This is a genomic window from Halomonas sp. SpR1, assembly GCF_031010175.1.
Lineage (GTDB): Bacteria > Pseudomonadota > Gammaproteobacteria > Pseudomonadales > Halomonadaceae > Vreelandella.
In genome coordinates this window covers 1-19,941 of record NZ_JAUAMB010000055.1, presented here as the reverse complement: position 1 = coordinate 19,941, position 19,941 = coordinate 1, and the positions used below count along the sequence as shown (strand labels likewise).

Annotated in this window: 23 protein-coding genes and 3 tRNA genes; 13 read left to right on the top strand and 13 right to left on the bottom strand. The window is 56.7% G+C overall.

Annotation, left to right across the window (positions count from 1 at the left end; all coding sequences use genetic code 11):
• Window positions 1-221: 221 nt before the first annotated feature.
• Window positions 222-1,280, bottom strand: coding sequence for a histidinol-phosphate transaminase (hisC, locus tag QT231_RS23035; RefSeq protein ID WP_308339114.1), 1,059 nt, complete (start codon window positions 1,278-1,280; stop codon window positions 222-224).
• 166 nt (window positions 1,281-1,446) lie between these two features.
• Here hisC and QT231_RS23030 point away from each other — a divergent pair, with 166 nt between their 5' ends.
• The 4 genes from QT231_RS23030 (at window position 1,447) to mnmH (ending at window position 5,578) form a co-directional block, all read left to right on the top strand.
• A complete protein-coding gene (locus QT231_RS23030; RefSeq protein ID WP_064234023.1) occupies window positions 1,447-1,893 on the top strand; it encodes a copper resistance protein NlpE N-terminal domain-containing protein in 447 nt (148 codons plus the stop codon).
• Window positions 1,894-2,016: 123 nt separating this feature from the next.
• The gene (radA, locus tag QT231_RS23025) at window positions 2,017-3,387 is read left to right on the top strand and encodes a DNA repair protein RadA (RefSeq protein ID WP_064234425.1); all 1,371 of its coding nucleotides are present in this window, start codon (window positions 2,017-2,019) and stop codon (window positions 3,385-3,387) included.
• Between the two features lie 56 nt (window positions 3,388-3,443).
• Window positions 3,444-4,481: a selenide, water dikinase SelD gene (gene selD / locus QT231_RS23020; RefSeq protein ID WP_308339113.1), complete on the top strand. Its 1,038-nt coding sequence runs from the start codon at window positions 3,444-3,446 to the stop codon at window positions 4,479-4,481.
• Window positions 4,482-4,492: 11 nt separating this feature from the next.
• The gene (gene mnmH / locus QT231_RS23015; RefSeq protein ID WP_215092435.1) at window positions 4,493-5,578 is read left to right on the top strand and encodes a tRNA 2-selenouridine(34) synthase MnmH; all 1,086 of its coding nucleotides are present in this window, start codon (window positions 4,493-4,495) and stop codon (window positions 5,576-5,578) included.
• Window positions 5,579-5,598: 20 nt separating this feature from the next.
• Here the strand turns inward: mnmH and QT231_RS23010 are convergent, their stop codons facing one another.
• Window positions 5,599-6,288 carry a type 1 glutamine amidotransferase gene (locus tag QT231_RS23010; RefSeq protein ID WP_308339112.1) on the bottom strand — a complete coding sequence of 230 codons (690 nt, stop codon included), beginning with the start codon at window positions 6,286-6,288 and terminating at the stop codon, window positions 5,599-5,601.
• 123 nt (window positions 6,289-6,411) lie between these two features.
• Between QT231_RS23010 and QT231_RS23005 the strand changes: the two genes are divergently transcribed.
• On the top strand, window positions 6,412-7,014 hold the full coding sequence (locus tag QT231_RS23005; RefSeq protein ID WP_308339115.1) for a YjaG family protein: 603 nt from the start codon (window positions 6,412-6,414) through the stop codon (window positions 7,012-7,014).
• Between the two features lie 3 nt (window positions 7,015-7,017).
• Here QT231_RS23005 and QT231_RS23000 read toward each other — a convergent pair whose 3' ends face one another.
• From QT231_RS23000 to hisB, 5 genes are all read right to left on the bottom strand, one after another.
• Window positions 7,018-7,524: a hypothetical protein gene (locus QT231_RS23000; protein WP_082906629.1), complete on the bottom strand. Its 507-nt coding sequence runs from the start codon at window positions 7,522-7,524 to the stop codon at window positions 7,018-7,020.
• Window positions 7,525-7,552: 28 nt separating this feature from the next.
• Window positions 7,553-8,326 carry an imidazole glycerol phosphate synthase subunit HisF gene (gene hisF, locus QT231_RS22995; protein ID WP_064234027.1) on the bottom strand — a complete coding sequence of 258 codons (774 nt, stop codon included), beginning with the start codon at window positions 8,324-8,326 and terminating at the stop codon, window positions 7,553-7,555.
• A complete protein-coding gene (gene hisA / locus QT231_RS22990) occupies window positions 8,323-9,069 on the bottom strand; it encodes a 1-(5-phosphoribosyl)-5-[(5-phosphoribosylamino)methylideneamino]imidazole-4-carboxamide isomerase (RefSeq protein ID WP_064234028.1) in 747 nt (248 codons plus the stop codon). The genes hisF and hisA overlap by 4 nt, the downstream gene beginning before the upstream one ends.
• An 11-nt stretch (window positions 9,070-9,080) precedes the next feature.
• On the bottom strand, window positions 9,081-9,722 hold the full coding sequence (gene hisH / locus QT231_RS22985; protein WP_308339111.1) for an imidazole glycerol phosphate synthase subunit HisH: 642 nt from the start codon (window positions 9,720-9,722) through the stop codon (window positions 9,081-9,083).
• A gap of 85 nt (window positions 9,723-9,807) precedes the next feature.
• The gene (gene hisB / locus QT231_RS22980; RefSeq protein WP_308339110.1) at window positions 9,808-10,401 is read right to left on the bottom strand and encodes an imidazoleglycerol-phosphate dehydratase HisB; all 594 of its coding nucleotides are present in this window, start codon (window positions 10,399-10,401) and stop codon (window positions 9,808-9,810) included.
• Window positions 10,402-10,597: 196 nt separating this feature from the next.
• On the opposite strand from hisB, the gene QT231_RS22975 reads away from it, so the two are divergent.
• From QT231_RS22975 to QT231_RS22940, 8 genes are all read left to right on the top strand, one after another.
• Window positions 10,598-11,080 (top strand): acetyl-CoA sensor PanZ family protein, encoded by a 483-nt coding sequence (locus tag QT231_RS22975; protein WP_308339109.1) that lies wholly within the window; start codon window positions 10,598-10,600, stop codon window positions 11,078-11,080.
• Window positions 11,080-13,419, top strand: coding sequence for an AsmA family protein (locus tag QT231_RS22970; RefSeq protein WP_308339108.1), 2,340 nt, complete (start codon window positions 11,080-11,082; stop codon window positions 13,417-13,419). Before QT231_RS22975 ends, QT231_RS22970 begins: the two co-directional genes overlap by 1 nt.
• Window positions 13,420-13,555: 136 nt before the next feature.
• Window positions 13,556-14,650 (top strand): A/G-specific adenine glycosylase, encoded by a 1,095-nt coding sequence (gene mutY / locus QT231_RS22965; protein WP_308339107.1) that lies wholly within the window; start codon window positions 13,556-13,558, stop codon window positions 14,648-14,650.
• 60 nt (window positions 14,651-14,710) lie between these two features.
• The gene (locus QT231_RS22960) at window positions 14,711-14,986 is read left to right on the top strand and encodes an oxidative damage protection protein (RefSeq protein WP_308339106.1); all 276 of its coding nucleotides are present in this window, start codon (window positions 14,711-14,713) and stop codon (window positions 14,984-14,986) included.
• 204 nt (window positions 14,987-15,190) lie between these two features.
• Window positions 15,191-15,266 (top strand) — tRNA-Phe (locus tag QT231_RS22955).
• A gap of 6 nt (window positions 15,267-15,272) precedes the next feature.
• Window positions 15,273-15,347 (top strand) — tRNA-Gln (locus QT231_RS22950).
• Between the two features lie 72 nt (window positions 15,348-15,419).
• Window positions 15,420-15,495, top strand: a tRNA-Thr gene (locus tag QT231_RS22945).
• Between the two features lie 197 nt (window positions 15,496-15,692).
• Window positions 15,693-15,944: a hypothetical protein gene (locus QT231_RS22940; RefSeq protein WP_308339105.1), complete on the top strand. Its 252-nt coding sequence runs from the start codon at window positions 15,693-15,695 to the stop codon at window positions 15,942-15,944.
• A gap of 6 nt (window positions 15,945-15,950) precedes the next feature.
• Here QT231_RS22940 and xerC read toward each other — a convergent pair whose 3' ends face one another.
• The 6 genes from xerC to QT231_RS22910 all read right to left on the bottom strand — a co-directional run.
• Window positions 15,951-17,102, bottom strand: a complete 1,152-nt coding sequence (gene xerC / locus QT231_RS22935) for a hypothetical protein (RefSeq protein WP_308339104.1) — start codon at window positions 17,100-17,102, stop codon at window positions 15,951-15,953.
• On the bottom strand, window positions 17,099-17,308 hold the full coding sequence (locus QT231_RS22930; protein ID WP_308339103.1) for a hypothetical protein: 210 nt from the start codon (window positions 17,306-17,308) through the stop codon (window positions 17,099-17,101). Before QT231_RS22930 ends, xerC begins: the two co-directional genes overlap by 4 nt.
• Window positions 17,305-17,598, bottom strand: coding sequence for a hypothetical protein (locus QT231_RS22925; protein WP_308339102.1), 294 nt, complete (start codon window positions 17,596-17,598; stop codon window positions 17,305-17,307). The genes QT231_RS22930 and QT231_RS22925 overlap by 4 nt, the downstream gene beginning before the upstream one ends.
• A gap of 8 nt (window positions 17,599-17,606) precedes the next feature.
• Entirely contained in the window at window positions 17,607-17,795 is a 189-nt protein-coding gene (locus QT231_RS22920) for a hypothetical protein (protein WP_308339101.1), read from the bottom strand.
• Window positions 17,796-17,798: 3 nt separating this feature from the next.
• The gene (locus QT231_RS22915; protein ID WP_308339100.1) at window positions 17,799-18,014 is read right to left on the bottom strand and encodes a TraR/DksA C4-type zinc finger protein; all 216 of its coding nucleotides are present in this window, start codon (window positions 18,012-18,014) and stop codon (window positions 17,799-17,801) included.
• A 14-nt stretch (window positions 18,015-18,028) separates the two neighbouring features.
• The coding region (locus QT231_RS22910) for a replication endonuclease (protein WP_308339099.1) at window positions 18,029-19,941 on the bottom strand (1,913 nt) is incomplete at its 5' end.

Below are 19,941 nucleotides of genomic sequence, written 5' to 3'. Positions count from 1 at the left end.
TGCCGAACTCAGAAGTGAAACCGCTTAGCGCCGATGGTAGTGTGGGGTCTCCCCATGCGAGAGTAGGTCATCGTCAGGCACTTATTATGAAAAATCCCCCAGGGCTTACGCCTTGGGGGATTTTTTTTGCGTGGTAGTGTGAATGGTGAGTTGTGAATCGTGAGTAGAAAAACCTTACACCACTCACCACTCACCACTCACACCTCACACCTCACCCTTTACTAAAGAAGCGTCTCTAGCGCTTCAATCAGACTATCCATCTCATCATCGGTGCCGATGGTGATACGTAGGAAGTTGTTGAGGTCTGCTGTATTAAAATGGCGCACCAGAATGCCTCGTTCGCGCAGGCCAGCAAAAAGCTGCGCGCCTGGGTAGTCAGGGTGTTGAGCAAGCACAAAGTTCGCCTTAGAGGGCAACACCTCAAATCCCAGCGCTTCAAGGCGCTGACGGGTACGCTCCCGCGTGGTAATCACATGTTCGCGGCAAGCTTCAAAATGCTCGACATCTTTCAGTGCGGCAATGCCGACTAAGCTTGCCAAACTATCGACAGGGTAAGAGTTAAAGGAGTCTTTTACTCGCAGCAGGCCATCAATCAACTCCTGAGGGCCCACCGCATAGCCCAGCCGCAAACCTGCCAGGCTACGTGATTTGGAAAACGTACCGGTGACTAGCAGGTTAGGATAGCGATCAATTAGCGCTATAGCACTCTCTGCGCCGAAATCCACATAAGCCTCATCCACCAGTACCACGCGATCTGTGACGCGCTTTAACAACGCCTCAATCGCCGAAAGAGGGTGCGCGTGGCCCGTCGGTGCATTCGGGTTAGCAAAGATGACGCCGCTGCGGTTAGTATCCGCTGCAAGTGCATCAATATCGACTTCCCACTGCTCAGTGAGCGGATGCTTACGCAACTCAACGCTATAAAGATTGGCGTAAACGGGATAGAAGCTATAGGTGATCGTGGGTACGTCGAGTGGCGCGTTATGGCGGAAAAATGCTTGGAAAGCAAACGCCAGCACCTCATCGGAACCATTACCCACAAATACTTGGCTACTTGCTACCTTAAATGACTCCGCTAACGCTTCACGCAGCGCTGCAGAGGTTGGGTCAGGATAGAGGCGCAGATGGTCTGTTGCGTAACCGCGAAGCGCCTCACCGACGCCTGGCGCAGGTGGGTAAGGGTTTTCATTGGTATTGAGCTTAACAAGCTGCTCGCGGGGTTGTTCGCCTGGCACGTAGGGCGTAAGTTCGCGAACGGCCGGACTCCAGTATTGGCTCATGTGGGTAACCTGATTATCCTAGCAAGGTACACCATGGTCGCTTGAAGGCTACCTAAGCGCAAGCATTCGCATCGCAGGGGGTGTGCGTCGCACCTTGTAGCGGTTATGCTGTCATAAGTGCGCGTAAATAAATGTGATGTCCAACACGAGATTAAGGAGACACTCTATGCAACTTAAGAGTTTGCTGGCCGGTTCGGCTATGTTGGCACTGCTGGCTGGTTGTGCAAGCAGCCCCATGGAACAGCAGCAAGAAGAGGCGGCTGCCGCACAGCAAAATTACCAAGGTTCACTGCCTTGCCGTAATTGCGATGGTATCGATCTGGATGTCACGATGGTGGGTGAAGAGATGAGCGCTGCTGAAGAACGCACCTTCACGCTGAACGCTTCTTACCGGAACCACCCTCAAACACCCCCGGATGAAAACTACGCGGGTAATTGGGAAGTGCTGACCGGTACGCCTTCTGATCCAGATGCTACGGTTTACGAGCTAACGCCGAATGGTGATGGTCAGATCTACTACTTTATGCGTATTGATGAGAGCACGCTGGAGTTGATTGACCCAGAGCGTCGCCGCTTTGAAAATGGTGAAATGCTGCAGCTAAAGCGTCAATAACGCGTTAGCCAGCAGTACAAAAGGCGGCCACTGGCCGCCTTTTGTGTTTGCTGGCTCTAACGATTGTAAAGTACGCGTTTGACGCAAACGATTAGTGACAGCAACCGTAGGAGTGTCATGGCAGTGGCCAAAGCCAAAAGCGCCTTTGTATGTACCGAGTGTGGCGCCGAATATCGAAAATGGCAGGGGCAGTGCAGCAGTTGCCAAGAGTGGAATACGCTCAGTGAAGTGCATTTGGCGAGCGCCCGCCCCGGTGGCGGAGCAGCTCCTGGTCGATCAGGCTATGCGGGGGATCTATCCCGGGAAGTGATCGACCTGGGTAATGTGGATCTCAGCGAAGTGCCGCGTATGAGTTCTACGTTCGCGGAGTTCGACCGTGTGCTGGGCGGCGGGCTTGTGCCTGGCTCGGCAGTGCTACTGGGGGGCAATCCTGGCGCAGGTAAATCGACGCTGTTGCTGCAAACAGCCTGCAAGCTGGCCCAGCAGCGGCGCATTCTCTATGTGACCGGAGAGGAGTCACTCTCCCAGGTTGCCATGCGCGCTCATCGCCTACAATTGCCTACCAACGGTTTGAAGATGCTGGCCGAGACCAGCGTGGAAACTATTCTGGCGGTGGCTGAGCGGGAGAAACCAGAGATTCTGGTGATCGACTCTATTCAAACCATGCACCTGGAAGATATCGCCTCGGCGCCGGGTGGCGTTGCCCAGGTGCGCGAGTCGGCCGCCGCGCTGACGCGCTTCGCCAAGAAGACCAATACTGTCCTATTACTGGTGGGACACGTCACCAAAGACGGTTCACTGGCTGGCCCTAAAGTGCTTGAGCATATGATTGATGCCTCACTGTTACTGGAAGGCGGCGCAGACTCACGCTTTCGCACCCTACGTGGTCAGAAAAACCGCTTTGGCGCCGTTAACGAGCTAGGCGTTTTCGCTATGCTTGAACAGGGGCTTAAAGAGGTTAAAAACCCTAGTGCAATCTTTCTTTCCCGCCAAGAGGTGCAAGCGCCCGGCAGTCTTGTGATGGTGGTCTGGGAAGGCACGCGGCCGATTTTGGTCGAGGTGCAAGCGCTGGTGGATGAGTCTGCGCTGGGCAATCCACGTCGAGTCGCCGTCGGCGTGGATCAAAACCGTTTGGCCATGCTGCTGGCGGTACTTAATCGCCACGGCGGCCTATTTACCGGCGACCAGGATGTGTTTTTAAATGTCGTCGGCGGTGTCAAAGTGTTGGAAACCAGCGCCGATTTGGCAGTACTTTTGGCGGTGGTCTCTAGCCTGCAAAACCGGGCACTACCCAAAGAGCTAGTGGTATTTGGTGAGGTTGGGCTTTCCGGCGAAATACGTCCGGTACCCAGCGGCCAGGAGCGTATTGCCGAAGCCGCCAAACACGGTTTTCTACGTGCCATTGTACCGCGCGCTAATGCCCCGAAGCAGGCGCCCAAAGGCATGGAGGTGATTGCCGTGGATAAACTCAGTGACGCGTTGGACGCCCTTTAGTCTGCGCCATGCTGGGCTAAACTGATGATATTCCCCAAGTGCCAAGGAGAGACACGATGAGTTCGATTCGCTTGACTCAATATAGCCACGGTGCGGGCTGCGGCTGCAAAATCGCCCCAGATGTGCTGGATGGCATTCTTGCCAAGGCGGGGCCCGCGGCGGGCCATAAGCAGCTTATCGTCGGCAATCAAGGGCGCGAAGATGCCGCCGTTTACGATCTGGGCGATGGCCGCGGCATGATTGCCACCACGGACTTCTTTATGCCCATTGTCGATGACCCCTTCGATTTTGGGCGTATCGCGGCAACCAATGCCATCAGTGATGTTTTCGCCATGGGGGGGACGCCGGTGATGGCGTTAGGCATTCTGGGTTGGCCACTGGACAAGCTTAGCGCTGAAGTGGCGGGTGATGTCATGGCCGGTGCCCAGGCGGTATGTCGCGAATTAGGCGTTGCCCTAGCGGGCGGTCACTCTATCGATGCGCCTGAGCCAATTTTCGGGCTCGCTGTAAACGGCTTGATCGACCTGGACAAGCTGAAGCTAAACAGCACCGCCAAGCCCGGTGATCTACTGTTCTTAACCAAACCGTTAGGCGTCGGCATGCTCACCACGGCAGAGAAACGCGGTTTGCTGGAAATGGGTCACCATGGGCTTGCCCGTGAAACCATGCTTAAGCCCAATAGCATTGGTGTGAAGCTTGCCGATGTGAAAGGGGTGAACGCCATGACCGATGTCACCGGTTTTGGTTTGGCAGGCCACCTTGCGGAAATGTGCCAAGCCAGCAATGTGATGGCACAGATTGATTTTCGTAAGCTGCCACGTCTCGCTGAGGCGGAGTCCTATCGTCGCCAGGGCGCTGTGCCTGGCGGTACGCTGCGTAATCGCGATGCGCTAGGTGACAGCCTGCCCGTTATGGACGAAGCCCACTGGCAGTGGTTATGCGACCCACAAACCTCCGGCGGCCTGCTGCTCAGCGTCGACCCCGCCTGGGAAGACGACGTTGAGCGCATCGGCCGCGAATTCGGCCTGTCGTTACACGCATTTGGAGTAATGAAAGCGCGTCAAGGCAACGCCTCCATTGAGGTGGTCGGGTGACACTAGCCGCGATGTCAGCAACGACGCCAGTGGTTCTGAGTTTAATCAGAGAAGAGCGTCCGCTAATAGATGTGCGCGCCCCGGTGGAGTTTGCCCAGGGCGCGCTGCCCGGTGCCGTCAATCTGCCTTTAATGGTCGATGATGAGCGCCATCAGGTGGGCATTGCTTATAAAAAGCACGGCCAAGCCGCGGCGATTGAGTTAGGCGAACGCTTGGTCAGCGGCGAGGTCAAGCAGGCGCGGATCGCGGCGTGGCAGGCGTATTTAGCCGATTATCCCGACGCACTGATTTACTGCTTTCGCGGCGGGCTACGTTCAAAAATTGCTCAGCAGTGGCTAGAAGAAGCCGGTATCTCAAGGCCGCGCCTGGAGGGTGGTTGGAAAGCCATGCGTCAAGCGCTGTGTGAGCGCATCGAGACCGCCGCTCTTCAACCCATGCTGGTTGTCGCGGGGCTGACCGGATGTGCAAAAACAACGCTGATTAACCAGCTTGATAACGGCGTCGACCTGGAGGCTTACGCGCATCATAAAGGCTCCGCCTTTGGGCGCAGGCCCGAACAGCCTGCCACGCAAATCAACTTTGAGCATGCGCTGGCCAAGCGGCTAATTGGGCTGACGGAAGGGCTGGTCATTGAAGATGAGTCCCGCCAGATTGGTAATGCCAATATTCCGCTGAGCTTTTGGCGGGCACTGCAGCAAGCGCCACGGGTGCGTATCGAAATGCCATTGGACTGGCGCCTAGCTCAGATCCAGCAGGACTATATTATCGATCTGGAGCAGGCCTATGCCGCTCGCCATGGCGACTATCAAGGCTGGCAATTAATGCAGGCACAGTTAAGCAACGCGCTTATTCGTTTAGGCAAACGCTTAGGCAACGCGCGCCTGCAGCGCTTACAGCGGCTGCAGGCGCTGGCCTTTAAGGAGCATGCCCAAGGCAACCCCCAAGCCCACGAAGCCTGGCTTGCGCCGCTACTTACCGAATACTACGACCCACTCTACCGTTACCACTTAGAGAAGCAGCGCGACGCCGTTCCGCCAGAAATTCATGTGGGTGATTGGGATAGTTGCCTAGCGGCCGCCAGGCAGTGGAACCGCTGACGGCCATATTCTTGCTACGGTTACGCCGCTTTAAGCCACTGAGTCATGACGCGATCCAGTAGTGGCGCTAAATTAATAAAGCGGTTGGGGGCTTCAAGGATCTGCGTGTCATCCTGAACGTAGCGGGCGGCGGTGAGCGGTGCGCTGGGCCACTCGGCGCTGCCTAACAGCTGTTTTACGCTAGCCGCGGTGGCTTCTAGATGGCACAGCAGACCGAGGACACGACCTTTGTCCCAGGCAAACCCCTGCAGCGGTGCGGCTTCGCTACCACCGAGGGGAAGCGCATCGTCGGGAAGGCTAAAGACGTAGCGATGCCACATAAAAGCGGTGAAGGTTTCAGGTAAATCGAGCGAGCTTTCCGGCGCCAGGGTGACCGTATGCCAACCTGTTTCCATATAAGTACCAGGCGCCACTACTGAGCCCAGCGCCTGGGCAATCCAGTGTGCGCCCAGGCCTATGCCTAACAGCGGTTTTTGGCCGTCCAGGTAGCGGTTGATCAGTTTGTCTTCTGCTTTAAACCACGCCGGGGGTTGGCTGAGTAGTGCCTCTGTGCCATCGAGGACAATCAGCGCATCAGATTCGTTTGGGCGGGGTGTCAGCTCGCCTGCGTAGAGATGAAAAACGGTGTAACTATGGCCCATACTGGTTAGCCAGTCGGTTAAACGGGCGGGGCCATGGTCAGGGCCGTGCTGTAGCAGATGAATATGCATGGTAATCTCCTCGCCGGCCGTACAATCATCGAAGCGCTGGGGGATCGCCCCAAGCGTATAGAGACGATAACGTACCCACTACTTTTCACCAATATCCCACGTCAAGCGATCCAGGAAATCAGTATGGTGTCGAAACCCCAGGGCTTTTACCAACGGCTGCAAGAACTCCCTCTCCCTGCCCAGCAAGCCTTTATGGCGGCGCTGTGTGAGCGTTTGCTGCCTAACTATATGCTTTATGAGCAAACCACCGGCCAGGGTGATAGCCATACGCTGCGTACTGTGCTGAGTTTGGTCTGGGAACGGCTTAATGTGCCCAACGCCAGTATCGACTTTGCCCGCCAAGCGGAAAAGCTCGCCGAGTGTGAGCCGCCGGAAGAGGATGACAGCTTTGGTGCTCGGCGCGCCCTGGATGCGGTAGTGTCGGTCTCGGCGCTGCTGGACACCCTGCAAGGCGACTCTCCAGAGGCCGTGCTGGATGTGAGCCGTACCTCCCGAGCGGGCGTACGCGCCTTTATAGAGCTCACCGAGGGTGAGGTTGACTCGCAGGCGTTGGCGCTGATTATTCGTGATCATCCGCTAATGGCCGACGAAAATGACTTCCAGGACGCCGTGCTGGAAGCCGTTAGTGAACCACTGGATAAAGCGGCGATGAAAGCGGTGCGCGAACTAGGTCGCAATGGTGGTATCAGCAACCTGGGTTTAACGCTGGACGAGGTTGAGGAGTAGCGGCTAAAAACGCACCCCCGCGGTTACCATCATGCCAGCAGCGCCAAATACAATCAGGTCAGATTCAAATCGGCCCCACTGCACACCGATACTGGGGAGTGCTGCCGGGGCGATTTCCAAGTGATTGAGCGGAATTTTGTCGCGATACTCACCCTGGTAGCCGCGCAGGAGACCGGCGGTTAGTTTGGCGCGCACGTTTAAACCCTGATCGGTTTGCCACAGAGGAAATTCCCGCCCTGCATAGAAGTACCAAGAAGGTTGATCAAAGGAATTTTTGAACCAAGCCGCGCCCGCTAACCAGCGATTCGGATTATGCAGTTCGATGCTAATCAGGTCTTGCTGGTTGGTATGGTCTGGATCGGGGCTGAAGTGGCGGGTATAAAGGCTGGTTTGCACCAGAGTGTGATCCCACTCCAACGCCGGTGTCCAATCAGGTAGCGAGAATGCAGTAGCAGGCATGCTAATCAGCAGACCTGCTAGCCATCCCATCCATGGATGTAAGCGATACATTCGATGTTCCTGGTTGATAAAGGGCATTTTAAAGCCGCATTTCGATACCGCGTTCGGCCATATAACGTTTAGCTTCAGGAATGGTGTACTCGCCAAAGTGGAAGATACTCGCGGCCAACACCGCATCGGCGCCGCCCTTGAGCACGCCATCCACCAGGTGATCCAGGTTACCCACACCGCCTGAGGCAATGACTGGCACGCTCACTGCTTCGGAAATTGCATGGGTCACGCCCAGGTCAAAACCAATCTTGGTACCGTCGCGATCCATGCTGGTCAGCAGTAGTTCTCCCGCGCCGAATTCCACCATCTTCTTCGCCCACTCAACGGCATCCAGACCCGTTGGGCGACGGCCGCCATGGGTAAAAATTTCCCAGCGGGGTGTCTCACCCTCTTCAGAGACCCTTTTGGCGTCGATCGCCACCACAATGCACTGGCTGCCAAAGCGTTCGGCGGCTTCGCGCACAAACTCAGGATTGGTGACCGCCGCGGTGTTGATCGAGACTTTGTCTGCCCCGGCGTTCAACATGGTGCGAATGTCGTCACAGCTACGAATGCCGCCACCGACAGTCAACGGGATAAATACTTCCCCGGCGATGCGTTCGACCATTTCCACCGTAGTGTCGCGGTCTTCGTGGCTGGCGGTAATATCGAGAAAGGTGATCTCGTCGGCGCCTTGCTGGTTATAGCGCTGGGCAATCTCCACCGGATCACCGGCATCGCGAATGCCAACAAAATTGACACCTTTGACCACCCGTCCGGCGTCTACATCCAGGCAGGGGATAATGCGTTTGGTAAGGCTCATGAGCCGCCTCCCGTTAGTTGGTCGCTCAATCGCTGGGCCTCGGCGACGTCCAAGCTGCCTTCATAAATCGCCCGGCCAGTAATAGCGCCCAGGATGCCGCTATCAGCCACCTTGCAGAGGGCTTTGATGTCGTCCAAATTGGTCACACCACCCGAGGCAATCACCGGTAAACCGCCTTCTCGGGCCAGTTGCGCGGTGGCTTCCACGTTGACGCCCTGCATCATGCCGTCGCGGGCAATGTCGGTGTAGACGATGCTGGAAACGCCATCGTTGGCGAAACGCTTGGCCAATTCAGTAGCCTTAACCGTAGAGACTTCGGCCCAGCCGTCGGTGGCGACATAGCCATCTTTGGCATCGAGACCAACGATCACATGGCCGGGAAAGGCGCGGCACATCTCGCCCACAAATGCAGGCTCTTTTACCGCTTTGGTGCCGATAATGACGTAAGAGACACCGGCACTTAAATAATGCTCAATGGTTTCCGCACTGCGGATACCACCACCAATTTGAATCGGCAGGTTGGGGTAGGCGCGGGCAATCGCCGTGACAGCATCGCCATTCACCGGTTTGCCTTCAAAGGCGCCGTTCAAGTCGACTAAGTGAAGGCGCCGGGCCCCTGCCTCTACCCAGCGGGCTGCCATCGCGACTGGGTCATCGCCGTAAGAGGTCGCGTCTTCCATGCGGCCCTGCTTTAACCGGACACACTGGCCGTCTTTGAGATCAATAGCGGGAATTACCAACATACAAAATCCTCTCAGGGCGTCCAGGTAACAAAATTTTCAAGCAGGCGGAGGCCCGCGCGCGAGCTCTTTTCCGGATGAAACTGCACCGCGAAGGTCGAATCACGGCCAATGGCCACGTGGGCGCTTACCTTACCGTATTGGGTCGTGCCAAACACCTGGGCATCTTCCGCGGCATTAACGTAGTAGCTATGCACAAAGTAGAAGTGTTCGCGGTTATCAATACCTGCCCAGAGCGGGTGTTCATGGTGCTGTTCGACCACGTTCCAGCCCATATGCGGTACTTTCAAACGCTGCTCGTGGGCGTCGCGCATATCGTCAGGAAAGCGATCCACGCTGCCTTTAAAGAAGCCCAGGCACTCCACGCCGCCGTTCTCTTCGCTGCGCTCCAGCAACATCTGTTGGCCCACGCAAATCCCCAGCAGTGGTTTGGCCTGGCGGGTTAAAATATCGTCCACTAGCCCGCGTAACTCGGTGCGTTCAAGTTCGCCAACACAGTCGCGAATGGCCCCTTGGCCCGGCAGCACTAAACGTGTGGCGCCAAGGATGCGGCGCGGATCCCGGGTAATGACAACATTCTCATGGGTCACATGCTCCAGCGCTTTGGCTACAGAATGAAGATTGCCCATTCCGTAGTCGATCACAGCAATGGTCATGAAGCGCTCCTTGGAATAGTTGTTAAGATATATCTTAAGGCAGTACTTGGTGCGGTGCTCGAATTCGGGCTAACGGAGAGTAGCATTACAAACTCCCCTTGGTGGAGGGCATTTGGCCTGCCATGCGGGGGTCTTCTGCCACGGCCATACGAAGCGCCCGGCCAAAGGCTTTAAAAATCGTTTCCGCCTGGTGGTGAGCATTAAAGCCTTTAATGTTGTCGATATGCAGAGTTACCCGAGCGTGATTGACGAAGCCCTGGAAAAACTCCCAGAACAGCTGGGTGTCCAGGCTACCAATGGTATCGCGGGTGAACTCGACGTTCATATAAAGGCCCGGTCGACCGGAAAAATCGATCACCACACGAGAGAGCGCTTCATCAAGAGGCACATAGGCGTGACCATAGCGGTAAATGCCGCGCTTATCGCCAATGGCTTTAAAAAAAGCTTGGCCTAGGGTAATTCCCAGGTCTTCTACGGTATGGTGGTCATCTATATGCAGGTCGCCAGTGGCATTGATATCGAGATCAATCATCCCGTGGCGGGCAACTTGATCAAGCATATGATCCAGAAACGGAACACCGGTTTGGCAGCTAAGGCGGCCTTCGCCGTCGAGGTTGACGCTGACCTTGATCTGCGTTTCGTTGGTGTCACGGCTAACCGTGGCAATACGCGCTGACATGTTGCATCTCCTGCGCTGAAGCGCACTCTGAGGGACGGCTGGTGGCTCTTATCAACTTACCACTGTTTGAGCAGCCTGTGGCGAAGCGACCATTATAGTGAATCGGCGCCCTCATCCGCTACAATGCGCGAAATGTAGCCGCAATCAATTGCGGCAGAAATAGCAGCCAGGCTGCTTTGGCGAAGAGGATTTCACCATGCCGGTGACACTGCACCATGTCGATCAGGCCCGTTGGGAAGCCGATGAGCAGGTGCGCCTTGACCTAGTGCGCATCTACCAGGATGCGCCCCAAGAGCGTATGCCCACCCCAACGGTTGAGCCATTTATTGAACAACATTTTGCAGGCCAGCACTTTTTTGCCTGCGCCCTTTTTAATGATCGTCTGCTGGGGGCGGTCGCTGTTCAGGAGGGCCAAGACCGAGCGTGGTGGCTGTCTGAACTCTGCGTGCGCAAAACCACCCGCCGCCGCGGTGTCGGCTCGCGCCTGATGGCACTACTTGGCGAGCAAGCCAAGCAGGAAGGCCGCGTACTGCGCATTGAAACCTCCACTTTACCACTGGCCGACCGCGTGCTGCTCTCCAAGCTAGGTTACCGGCCAATGGCCAATCCAGAAACGCCGACAGCGGGTATGCCCGCCACCAGCGATTTTGTTGAGTTAGACCCACAAGGGAAAGGGTAATGAAACAGCTATTACGTATTTTGCTGGCAGCGGTTGGCATTCTTGCCATCGTTGCGGTCGCCGCCGTGGTTTATGTGACCACTTTTCTGGATCCAGAAGACTTCAAGCCCCGTTTAACCGCCGTCGTGGAGGAGCAAACCGGTCTCAATTTAGCGCTGGAAGGCCCGATTACCTGGTCATTCTACCCGCGTATCGGCGTAAGCGTAGAGAAGGCCCGTGCCTGGCTGCCTGAACAGGCGGAAGAGAGCGCCGCCTTTGCCGCGATTGACCGCGCAGAGGTGAGCGTGGCATTCGGCCCGCTACTGCGTGGGGAGATTGCTGTTGACGGCCTTACGTTGGACGGTATGCGCCTTAACCTGGAACGCGATGCCCAAGGTGAAGGTAACTGGGAGCCCTTGTTAGAGCGCCTCTCCGAGCATAATGAGAGTGCGGCTGAAACGGTGCTGGCACCCGCCAGTGCAGGCCCCCATGCAGATGCTGGCAGCTTGGCGGTAGTGTTGAGCATCGCCAGCGTTGAAGTGAAAAACGCCGATATTCGCTTTCGCGATGCGCAAACCCAAGCGCTGTGGCGTATGCAGCAACTGAATATCTCAGGCAGCAATGTTAACCCAATGCGCGCCTTCCCATTGAAGGCCATGTTTACCCTAACCAAGCATAACCGACTTGATGCCGAGGTATTGGAGCGCACCCCCGATCTTACCAGCGAGATTAATCTCGAAACCCGCGTGCGGCTTGGCTTGGCGGATAAGCTTTTCGCCCTGGAAAATATGACGTTGAGCACCCGAACGACTAAAGGTGCCGAGGGCGAGCCTCAGCAGCTTAGTTTAAAGGCTGCCGAACTCGTCGCTCGTATGGGCGAGCAGCAGCTCACCATCAAAGAGGGGCTGCTAGAGACAGGGCTGCGCAATGCAGATAACTGGCAAGGCAGCCTGGCGCTGGCGCTTGCCTTTGGCCTGGAGGGGGATTGGCAGGCACAAACGGCCCAGCTCAAGGAGCTGCAGCTAACCGGGCCGGATGGCCTCAGAGTGAGTGGGCATCTTAATATTGAGCAGCTACGTGATGCCCCCCAGTATCGGGGCCAGCTAACCGCTGCTCCGTTTACGCTACGCCCCTGGCTTGCCCGCGCTGGTGTTACACTCACCACCGCGGGTGAGGCTGCGCTCAGCGATGTCGCCATGACCAGCCCTGTGGAAGGTGATGCTGAACAGCTCTCTCTGCCTAGTCTCTCGTTAGTTGTCGATGACAGCACCTTTACCGGTGAGCTGGCAGCCGCGCTGGATGGCTCACGCCTGGCGTTCGATTTAGCCGGTGATCAACTAGACCTGGATCGTTATCTACCTGGCGCTGCCACCGCCGAGCAGGCCAGCCGCGGCTTGTTACGTAAAGCCTTTGCCCAGGAATCCAACACCTTGCTGCCGCAATCGCTTCTCAGCGGGCTGGCGCTAGAGGGCGACCTGAGTGTCGATACGCTTATTTTTGCAGGCCTTACCTTCAACAAACCACGCTTGCAGCTGCGTGGCGACGACGGCGTTCATCGGCTAACGGCATTTGAGTCTGGTTTCTACGCAGGTGAACTCAGCGCTACCGGCCAGGTTGATGCGAGGGATTCCATCCTTGAGTGGTCGCTATCGCCAACCATTAATAACGTTCAGATGGCGCCGTTGATTGAAGCGATCAGCGAAGAGGAAGAGGCGTCACCACTGCGTGGCCGCTTAAATCTATCAGGCGACCTTACCAGCCAGGGCAATACCCGCGAGGCTCTCATCGGCAACCTCAATGGCGAGCTTAATGCTCGTCTAAACGATGGCGCTATTTTAAATACCAACATTTCCAAGCAAATGTGCGAACTGGTGGCCCAGTTAGAGGGTGAGGGCACTTTGCGGGACTGGCACACCGATACTCGCTTTGAGCGGTTTGATGCTACCTTCCAAATCAGCAACGGCTTAGTGAAAAGTGACGACCTGCTAATCACCCTGCCCGGTATCGATGTGCGTGGAGAGGGCGAGCTCAACCTCGCCAGCTTGAACTTTGATACCCGCGCGAATGCTCGTTTGGTCGACACCGCCGATGCAGCCTGTGAGGTCAATCCGCGCCTGGAGCAGTTGCCGCTGCCCGTGCGCTGTGAAGGTAATTTCGGCGACGAGCGCACCGAGTGGTGCCGTTTTGACCGTGAGATGTTCCAAACCGCTGTTGTTGACCTGCTGCGTAATGAAGCCGGGGATCGTGTAAATGAAGAGCTGGAAGAGCGCCTAGGCGACTCTTTAGATAAGCTCGACGAACGCATTGGCGAAGGCGCTGCCAAAGAACTCCGCGATGGCCTACGCAGTCTGTTTAACTAAGCATTCGTCTAGGATGTGAAGTAACGCATTCATTGAAACAATAAGTGCTGCGCCGGCCTAAACGCTGGCGCTTTTTTATTGGCACGAGTGTTTGCCCATTTCTGTTTCATATACCCATTTCTTTTAAGGAGCGTGCATGGACGATATGCCCACGCCGCGGCTGGCGGCAAGCGAATTTCAACGGCGTCTATTGGTCTGGTTTGACCGTTATGGTCGCCATGATTTGCCGTGGCAGTCACCGCGTAGCGCCTACCGTGTGTGGGTGTCGGAAATCATGCTACAGCAAACCCAGGTCGCCACTGTCATTGCCTACTTTGAGCGTTTTATGGCGCGCTTTCCTACCCTGGAAAGCCTCGCCAAGGCACCCCAGGATGAAGTGCTACATCTCTGGACGGGGCTTGGCTACTATGCCCGCGCACGTAACCTGCATAAGGCTGCCCAGGTTGCGTTAGCGGAACACAATGGTGAGCTGCCAACGGAGAGTATCGACGCTTTAGTCGCCTTGCCCGGTATTGGCCGCTCCACCGCTGGCGCTATCATCGCGCAAAGTACAGGTCAGCGGGCCGCTATTTTAGATGGCAATGTAAAGCGCTCGCTCACTCGCCTGCATGCCCTGCCAGGCTGGCCGGGAAAGCCAACCGTGGAACGAAAACTGTGGGCGTTGGCGGAGTACTTCACTCCGGCAGAGCGACTGGCCGATTACACCCAGGCAATGATGGATTTTGGCGCCACGCTATGTAAGCGCAGCAAGCCGGACTGCCTTAGCTGCCCGTTTAACGATGTCTGTTTGGCCTACGCCCAAGGCGAGCCAAAGCGCTACCCAGAATCCAAGCCAAAAAAGGCGTTGCCCTCACGGCAAACGATTATGCTGATGCTGCGCGACCCGGAAGGCCGGGTATGGCTGGAACAGCGCCCTCCTAGCGGCTTATGGGGCGGGCTATGGAGTTTGCCGCAGTTTGACAGTCACAGCGAACTCAACGACTGGCTTGAAGTCAACGTCGTTAACCCTAAGCGGGATACGACGTCGCCCAGTTTTTACCATACTTTCAGCCATTTTCGCTTAGAGATTACCCCGCAGCCGGTGAGCTGCGATAGGCTGGGCGGTGTTCGCGAAAGTGGCGTATGGTACGACGTTAATCATCCGCCCGCACTGGGCCTTGCTGCCCCCGTTAAAGCGCTGCTCAGTCAGCTAACGCCCTTTAGTCTCAATCCAACACCGGGGTACGCTTAAGCGTTTGCTAGCTGAGTGGGTTGAGATCATTGCATCAAATCCCAGAACCAGGAGTACGTTATGAGTAATACCGTTTTTTGCCGCAAGTACCAAAAAGAGCTAGAGGCGCTGCCATTCCCGCCCTTGCCGGGTAAGCAGGGCCAGGAGATTCAGGCCACTGTTTCCAAGCCCGCCTGGGAGGCCTGGCAGGCGCTGCAGACCCGACTGATCAATGAGAAACATCTCAACATGCTCGACCCTGAATCCCGTGCCTACCTTATAGAGCAGATGCAGCGCTTCCTGGATAACCAGGAAACCGACCAAGCCGAAGGCTATGTACCGCCTACGCAGCCATAAATAGTAGACATGAAGAGAGGACGAGGGGCCGGTGGCCTGATCGAGCAACTGACTTGTCATCAGTGGCTCTCAGCAAGTGAACAAGGCAGGCCGAACTAACGGTGGCGTAGGAAAAAAGACCCCTAAGCATCGGTATCGCAAGAAAGTTTCACAAAGGTGTTGACGAAAAGCGGCGTTTTTAGTTTAATACGCACCGTTGGCAGCGGCCAGATAGCTCAGTTGGTAGAGCAGGGGATTGAAAATCCCCGTGTCGGCGGTTCGATTCCGTCTCTGGCCACCACACTGCTGGGGTATCGCCAAGTGGTAAGGCACCGGTTTTTGGTATCGGCATTCCCAGGTTCGAATCCTGGTACCCCAGCCATTGCCAACAAGATTTCTTGTTGATTGCAAAGCCTAACAGCAAAGCAATCATGTTCTCAAGAAAACGTGAAGCGCCGACATAGCTCAGTTGGTAGAGCAACTGACTTGTAATCAGTAGGTCCCGGGTTCGACTCCTGGTGTCGGCACCACTGAAAAGTGGTTAAAAGCAACATGTTAGAGAATTAGATCAAGCCGTCCTTCGGGGCGGCTTTTTCGTTTCCGTAGTTCTTTACATAGATTTAATTGCTTTTCTGCTTGGTTTTTGTGAGTCACGCCCCCACCCTTTTGTTTCTGCTCAGCAATAAAGCTGTGGCTATGGTTGGCTTATTCAACTGGGAGAATAGAAATGATGCTAGGTCTCAAAGGAAGCATTACGCTTCGGCTGATGGGCGCAGAACTTACCTGTGACGGTGAGGATTTCTCTTGGGAAGAGGGTGGAGATGATGACGTCTATCTCTTCGTATACGACGAGGATGATGAACGTGTTGAAATGACCCTAGAGATTCGTAATGACATAATCATCAAAATTCTTAGGGTCACTTGGAACTGGGAATTAGTTGAAGATTATGAGCATAATCTTAAAGTAACATATCGCTGAGTCTAATCACTCATCACTCCCGGGCCACCGCACAATAGGAACGCTTAAATCATAAGTGTCCATCATTGATGCCGAGCGGTGGCCGCTGGCTTCCTGCTTTTCGTGGCGGGTACCTTTGGTGTCAGTAATGCCGCGCCGCTTTAGGTCATGTAGACCGAAACGCTCTTCTTTGGTGATAATTCCCTCTTCTATTGCCAATCTCATTAGCCGCTGCCAAGCCGTGTCTAGGCCTGACTTGCGAAGGGAACCGCCATCCGTTGCGACTATCAACGGGCGGCTTTCTGGGTGCATGGATATTGGTGTTCCTCTTGCTTTCCATATCGCCGCGCGGCGTTCTGTGGCGGCATTCCAGGCGGCCGTTAGGCGTGGGTACCAGCGAACGACATTATCCCGGGAGCCCTTTCTGCGGTTAGTCATCACGCCATCGACTGTGCTGTTGGCATCGCTGAGGGTTATCACTTCAATGCCGCGCAACCTGCAGATATAGGCGAGTTCCATGACTATCCAAAGGTGTGTCGCGCAAGCCCCTTTCTGGCTGCGGGCCATCTGGCCACGGTCTCGGGCAAACTCGGTTAGACGTGCAATCGTGGTTAGCTCTGGCAGACGGCGTTGCTTTCGCTCTTTAGCGGACTCAACGCCCTGAGCGGGATTAGTTTCGCAGTAACCGCGGTTAATCCCCCAGCGAAAAAGACGGCCTAGGTATCTCAATAGGTGATTGGCTTTTGATGGAGTGCCTTCGGCAGCGATCTTATCTATTAATCGTTGCACCAGAGCCGGGGAGAATTGCGCTGTAGGCAAATCTCCCAGCGGCTTACCCAGCTTGGTAGGTATTTCCAGCACTATGGCCCGGCAGTATTCGTAGTCTTTCTGCGTTTTTATGGCCAGCTCTTTTAGTTGTGCTGACTCATGAAACTGCTTGGCCAAGTAACGCAGAGTGCGCCTGTCTATGCCGCTGCGCTGCTCAATGATTCGATGCAATTCTGACAGCGTCGCATCGGCCCCGGCGATCCGCTCAGTTTTCAGCTTGCCCGCTTCATCACGATATTGAACATACCAACGGCCACGGCCGCGCTTATCGTAATAAACACCGTTAGGAAGCTTTGATTGGTTAATGTGACCAGGTATGTCGGGGCTGTGTTTGCGCGGGCGTGTTTTCATAGTATGTCGCTAGGGCTTAGTTCTTTTCCGGGAACGGTTTCTATACCGCCCGCTTTGTTGATGAGATCGATCGTTGTCCATGGGCCACGTCGACCGTTAAAAACGACCACTCCTTGGTCGCGTAAGCAGCGAGCTGCGTCAGCGGCGCGCTGATAGCCAGTGATGGCTTTTAGCTCATCGCAGTCTATTACTTTTTGTAGACTCATTGCTTGCCCCCTGCCCGCCAGCGGTTGAAGCGGTTGCGAATGATGCGAAACGTTTGGCGCGCGGCTGGGTTGCTGTCCAGCTCGGCGCGACTGTTGATTTTGCAGGCGGCGATTAACCAATCGCGGGCGTCCTGTTCGTTGTGGGTGCCGTCGGGCAAAGCGCTGGGTTCGATGCCAAACTTGGCGCGGCGGCGGCGATCCAGGTAGAGCTGGAAGGCGCGATCCTGGCAGAGCATGGCCGCCTGCCTTGCCACGTTGCCGCCTTTGGGTAGTGCGTGATTGTTTTCCATGCGGACTCCTAAAATTCAAGCCGTTGCGCGATGCCCTTGGGCGACGCTTTGGCTTGGGTGCGGATCTCGATCACCTCAACGCGGGGCTTGAAGTGGCTAACGGTGCTGACGCCTAACTGGAAGGCGGCGCCCAGGCCAAAACCTGCGGCGAGCAAGGTAATGGCAAAACGGTGGTTGGCAGGTATCGGGTTTTTCATCGCTTACCGTCCTTGCTTGTTTTTCAGTTCACGAATGCCCTGGCACTCGATGCAGGTGGTGGCCCAGGGTGCGGCTTCGCGGCGGGCGGCTGGGATCTCGTAGCCGCAGTCGTCGCACTCGCTGTTGGTGGCCTGGGTGGCGAGCGCGGCGCGGCTTGCCAGCACGGCTTCCAGGCTTTGTTGGATGGTGACCGCGGCGCGGTCGGCGTTATCGGCCATCGTGGTTCCTTCGGTTAACACAGTTCGGGCGGGAAGTACTCTTCCTGCGGGGTAGGTTTGGACGGCGCGAAGAGTTTTCGCGCCGCTTCTATGGCTTCCTGGCCTTCGCGGAAGGCGTCTTCCGCTTCGGCTCGATAAATTTCTGAGCGCTTCCACTCTTCGAGACGTTCGCGCTGGGCGTTTTGCTCTTCGGGGGAAGGCTCGCGGGGCTGGATATCTGGCCCCTGCGTACAGTTAGTGACACGAGTCCAAGGGGACGCGGCTTCGCCGCCTCCCGAACACCCCTGCTCTTGATAACGTGCGGTGCTTGCGCGGCTGCGCACTTCCCACTTGTAAAAGCGGGTCAGGTATTCGTGTTCGTTGCCCCGGCCGTCGGAGACGACGATGCCGAAGGTGCCCAGCTTGCTTTCGCCGTGGCGGCCTTTGGCCTCGATGCCTTCGCGCACCTCGCCGGTGGCGTGGCTGAATTCAGCCCTTTCAAGATCCACGCGGGGCATCGTCCAAGGTTTAACCGGGCGCTGTTTGCGGGGCAGGTTGGGGCCGCCCATCAAACGTAAGAACTGATCCCACTGACCGGCGTTGGCCACCTTGCGAATTGCCGCCAGGCGACCGGCGATGCGCTGGTCTGGCCGGGTGGCTTGTTCCCAGCTTTCCAGCTCATCGATGTGCTTTTCGTTCAGGCGGCGCACTTCGCGCCACACGGTGACGCTGGGCAGGCCGACGAACTGAAACTGGCGAATGCCCCACACCGCCGCCCAGGACTCAATACGCGGGGCCACGCTGTTGAGTTCGTGGCCATAGCGGTCTTTGTGGTCGTCCTTCACGGCATCGCGGGTGAACTGCTCGCCGTTGATGTTTTTCGAGATGTACTTGGCCACGTAGCCCGCCGCAGTACCACGCTGGTAGTCGATCTCTTTTACCTTGAAGCGGGCGGTAGTTTTCCGGCCGTAACGGTCGAACAGCTCTTCGGGGGTGTCCGCCTCGGCGTGGCTGCGCAGGATCTCGTTAATGCGTTTGGCGTCCTCTTGCTTCATCCAGATCAACAGGTGCCAGTGGGGCGTTCCGTCGTGGTGAGGCTCCACCACGCGGATGCCGTAAATACCCAGGTTCTCGCGTGCCAGCGCAGCGCGGGCGCGTGCCCACACTTGCTGCAGGTGGGCCTGAGCTTCGCGTGGGGTGGTGCCGTTGTACTTCGGGTTGCGCACGCTGTTTTCAGAGATCACCGGGTGGAAACGGCTGGGCGCGGTGATGGTGTAGAACATGCCTACGTGGCCCAGGCGGCGGGACTCTGCCTCGGTATCGCTAATGCGCAGCATCAACTCTGCCCGGCGGTGGTCGGGGTTCGAGAGCCCCAACTCGGCCAGTTCGGCCAGGGTGTAAACCTGACCTTCCTGGTTAATGGCTTCCAGCGCTTCCAGCAAGGCGCGGTTGCGGTTCTTCTGGGCGCGGCGGCGCTCCAGCGTGACGTTGCTGCAGTAGATGCCCGCGCGCTTGTGTACCCGGTGGGCTTCACGCTGTACCTGTTCCAACCGGCGGCCGCCCAGGCGGCGCAGCTGCCGCCGCCACCATGTGGGGTCGGTGAGCTTGGCCAGCTGCACCGCGCTTTTCAGTTTGAGGCTGGGTGGGTTGATGCCGTGCAGGCGCGCCCGGTGGCGGGCCTTTTCGAGCGCCATTTCATTGACGACGGAGAGGCTCATCACCGGCGCGCGGTGCCAGTTGAACACTGCCATCAATGGAATGACGCCCAGGGGCGGGCTTAACGGATTGCGGGAGTCGGCAATTTGCAGGGCGACTTCCCGCGCTTGGCCGGAAAGGGTGCGCGCCTTGGGTGTTTTCAGGTTGAGCGGGGGCGGCAACAGCCCCAGGCGCAGGCGGCGGTTATGCTGGGCGATGCCGCCGATCAGCTTGCTGCGTTCGCGCTCAATGG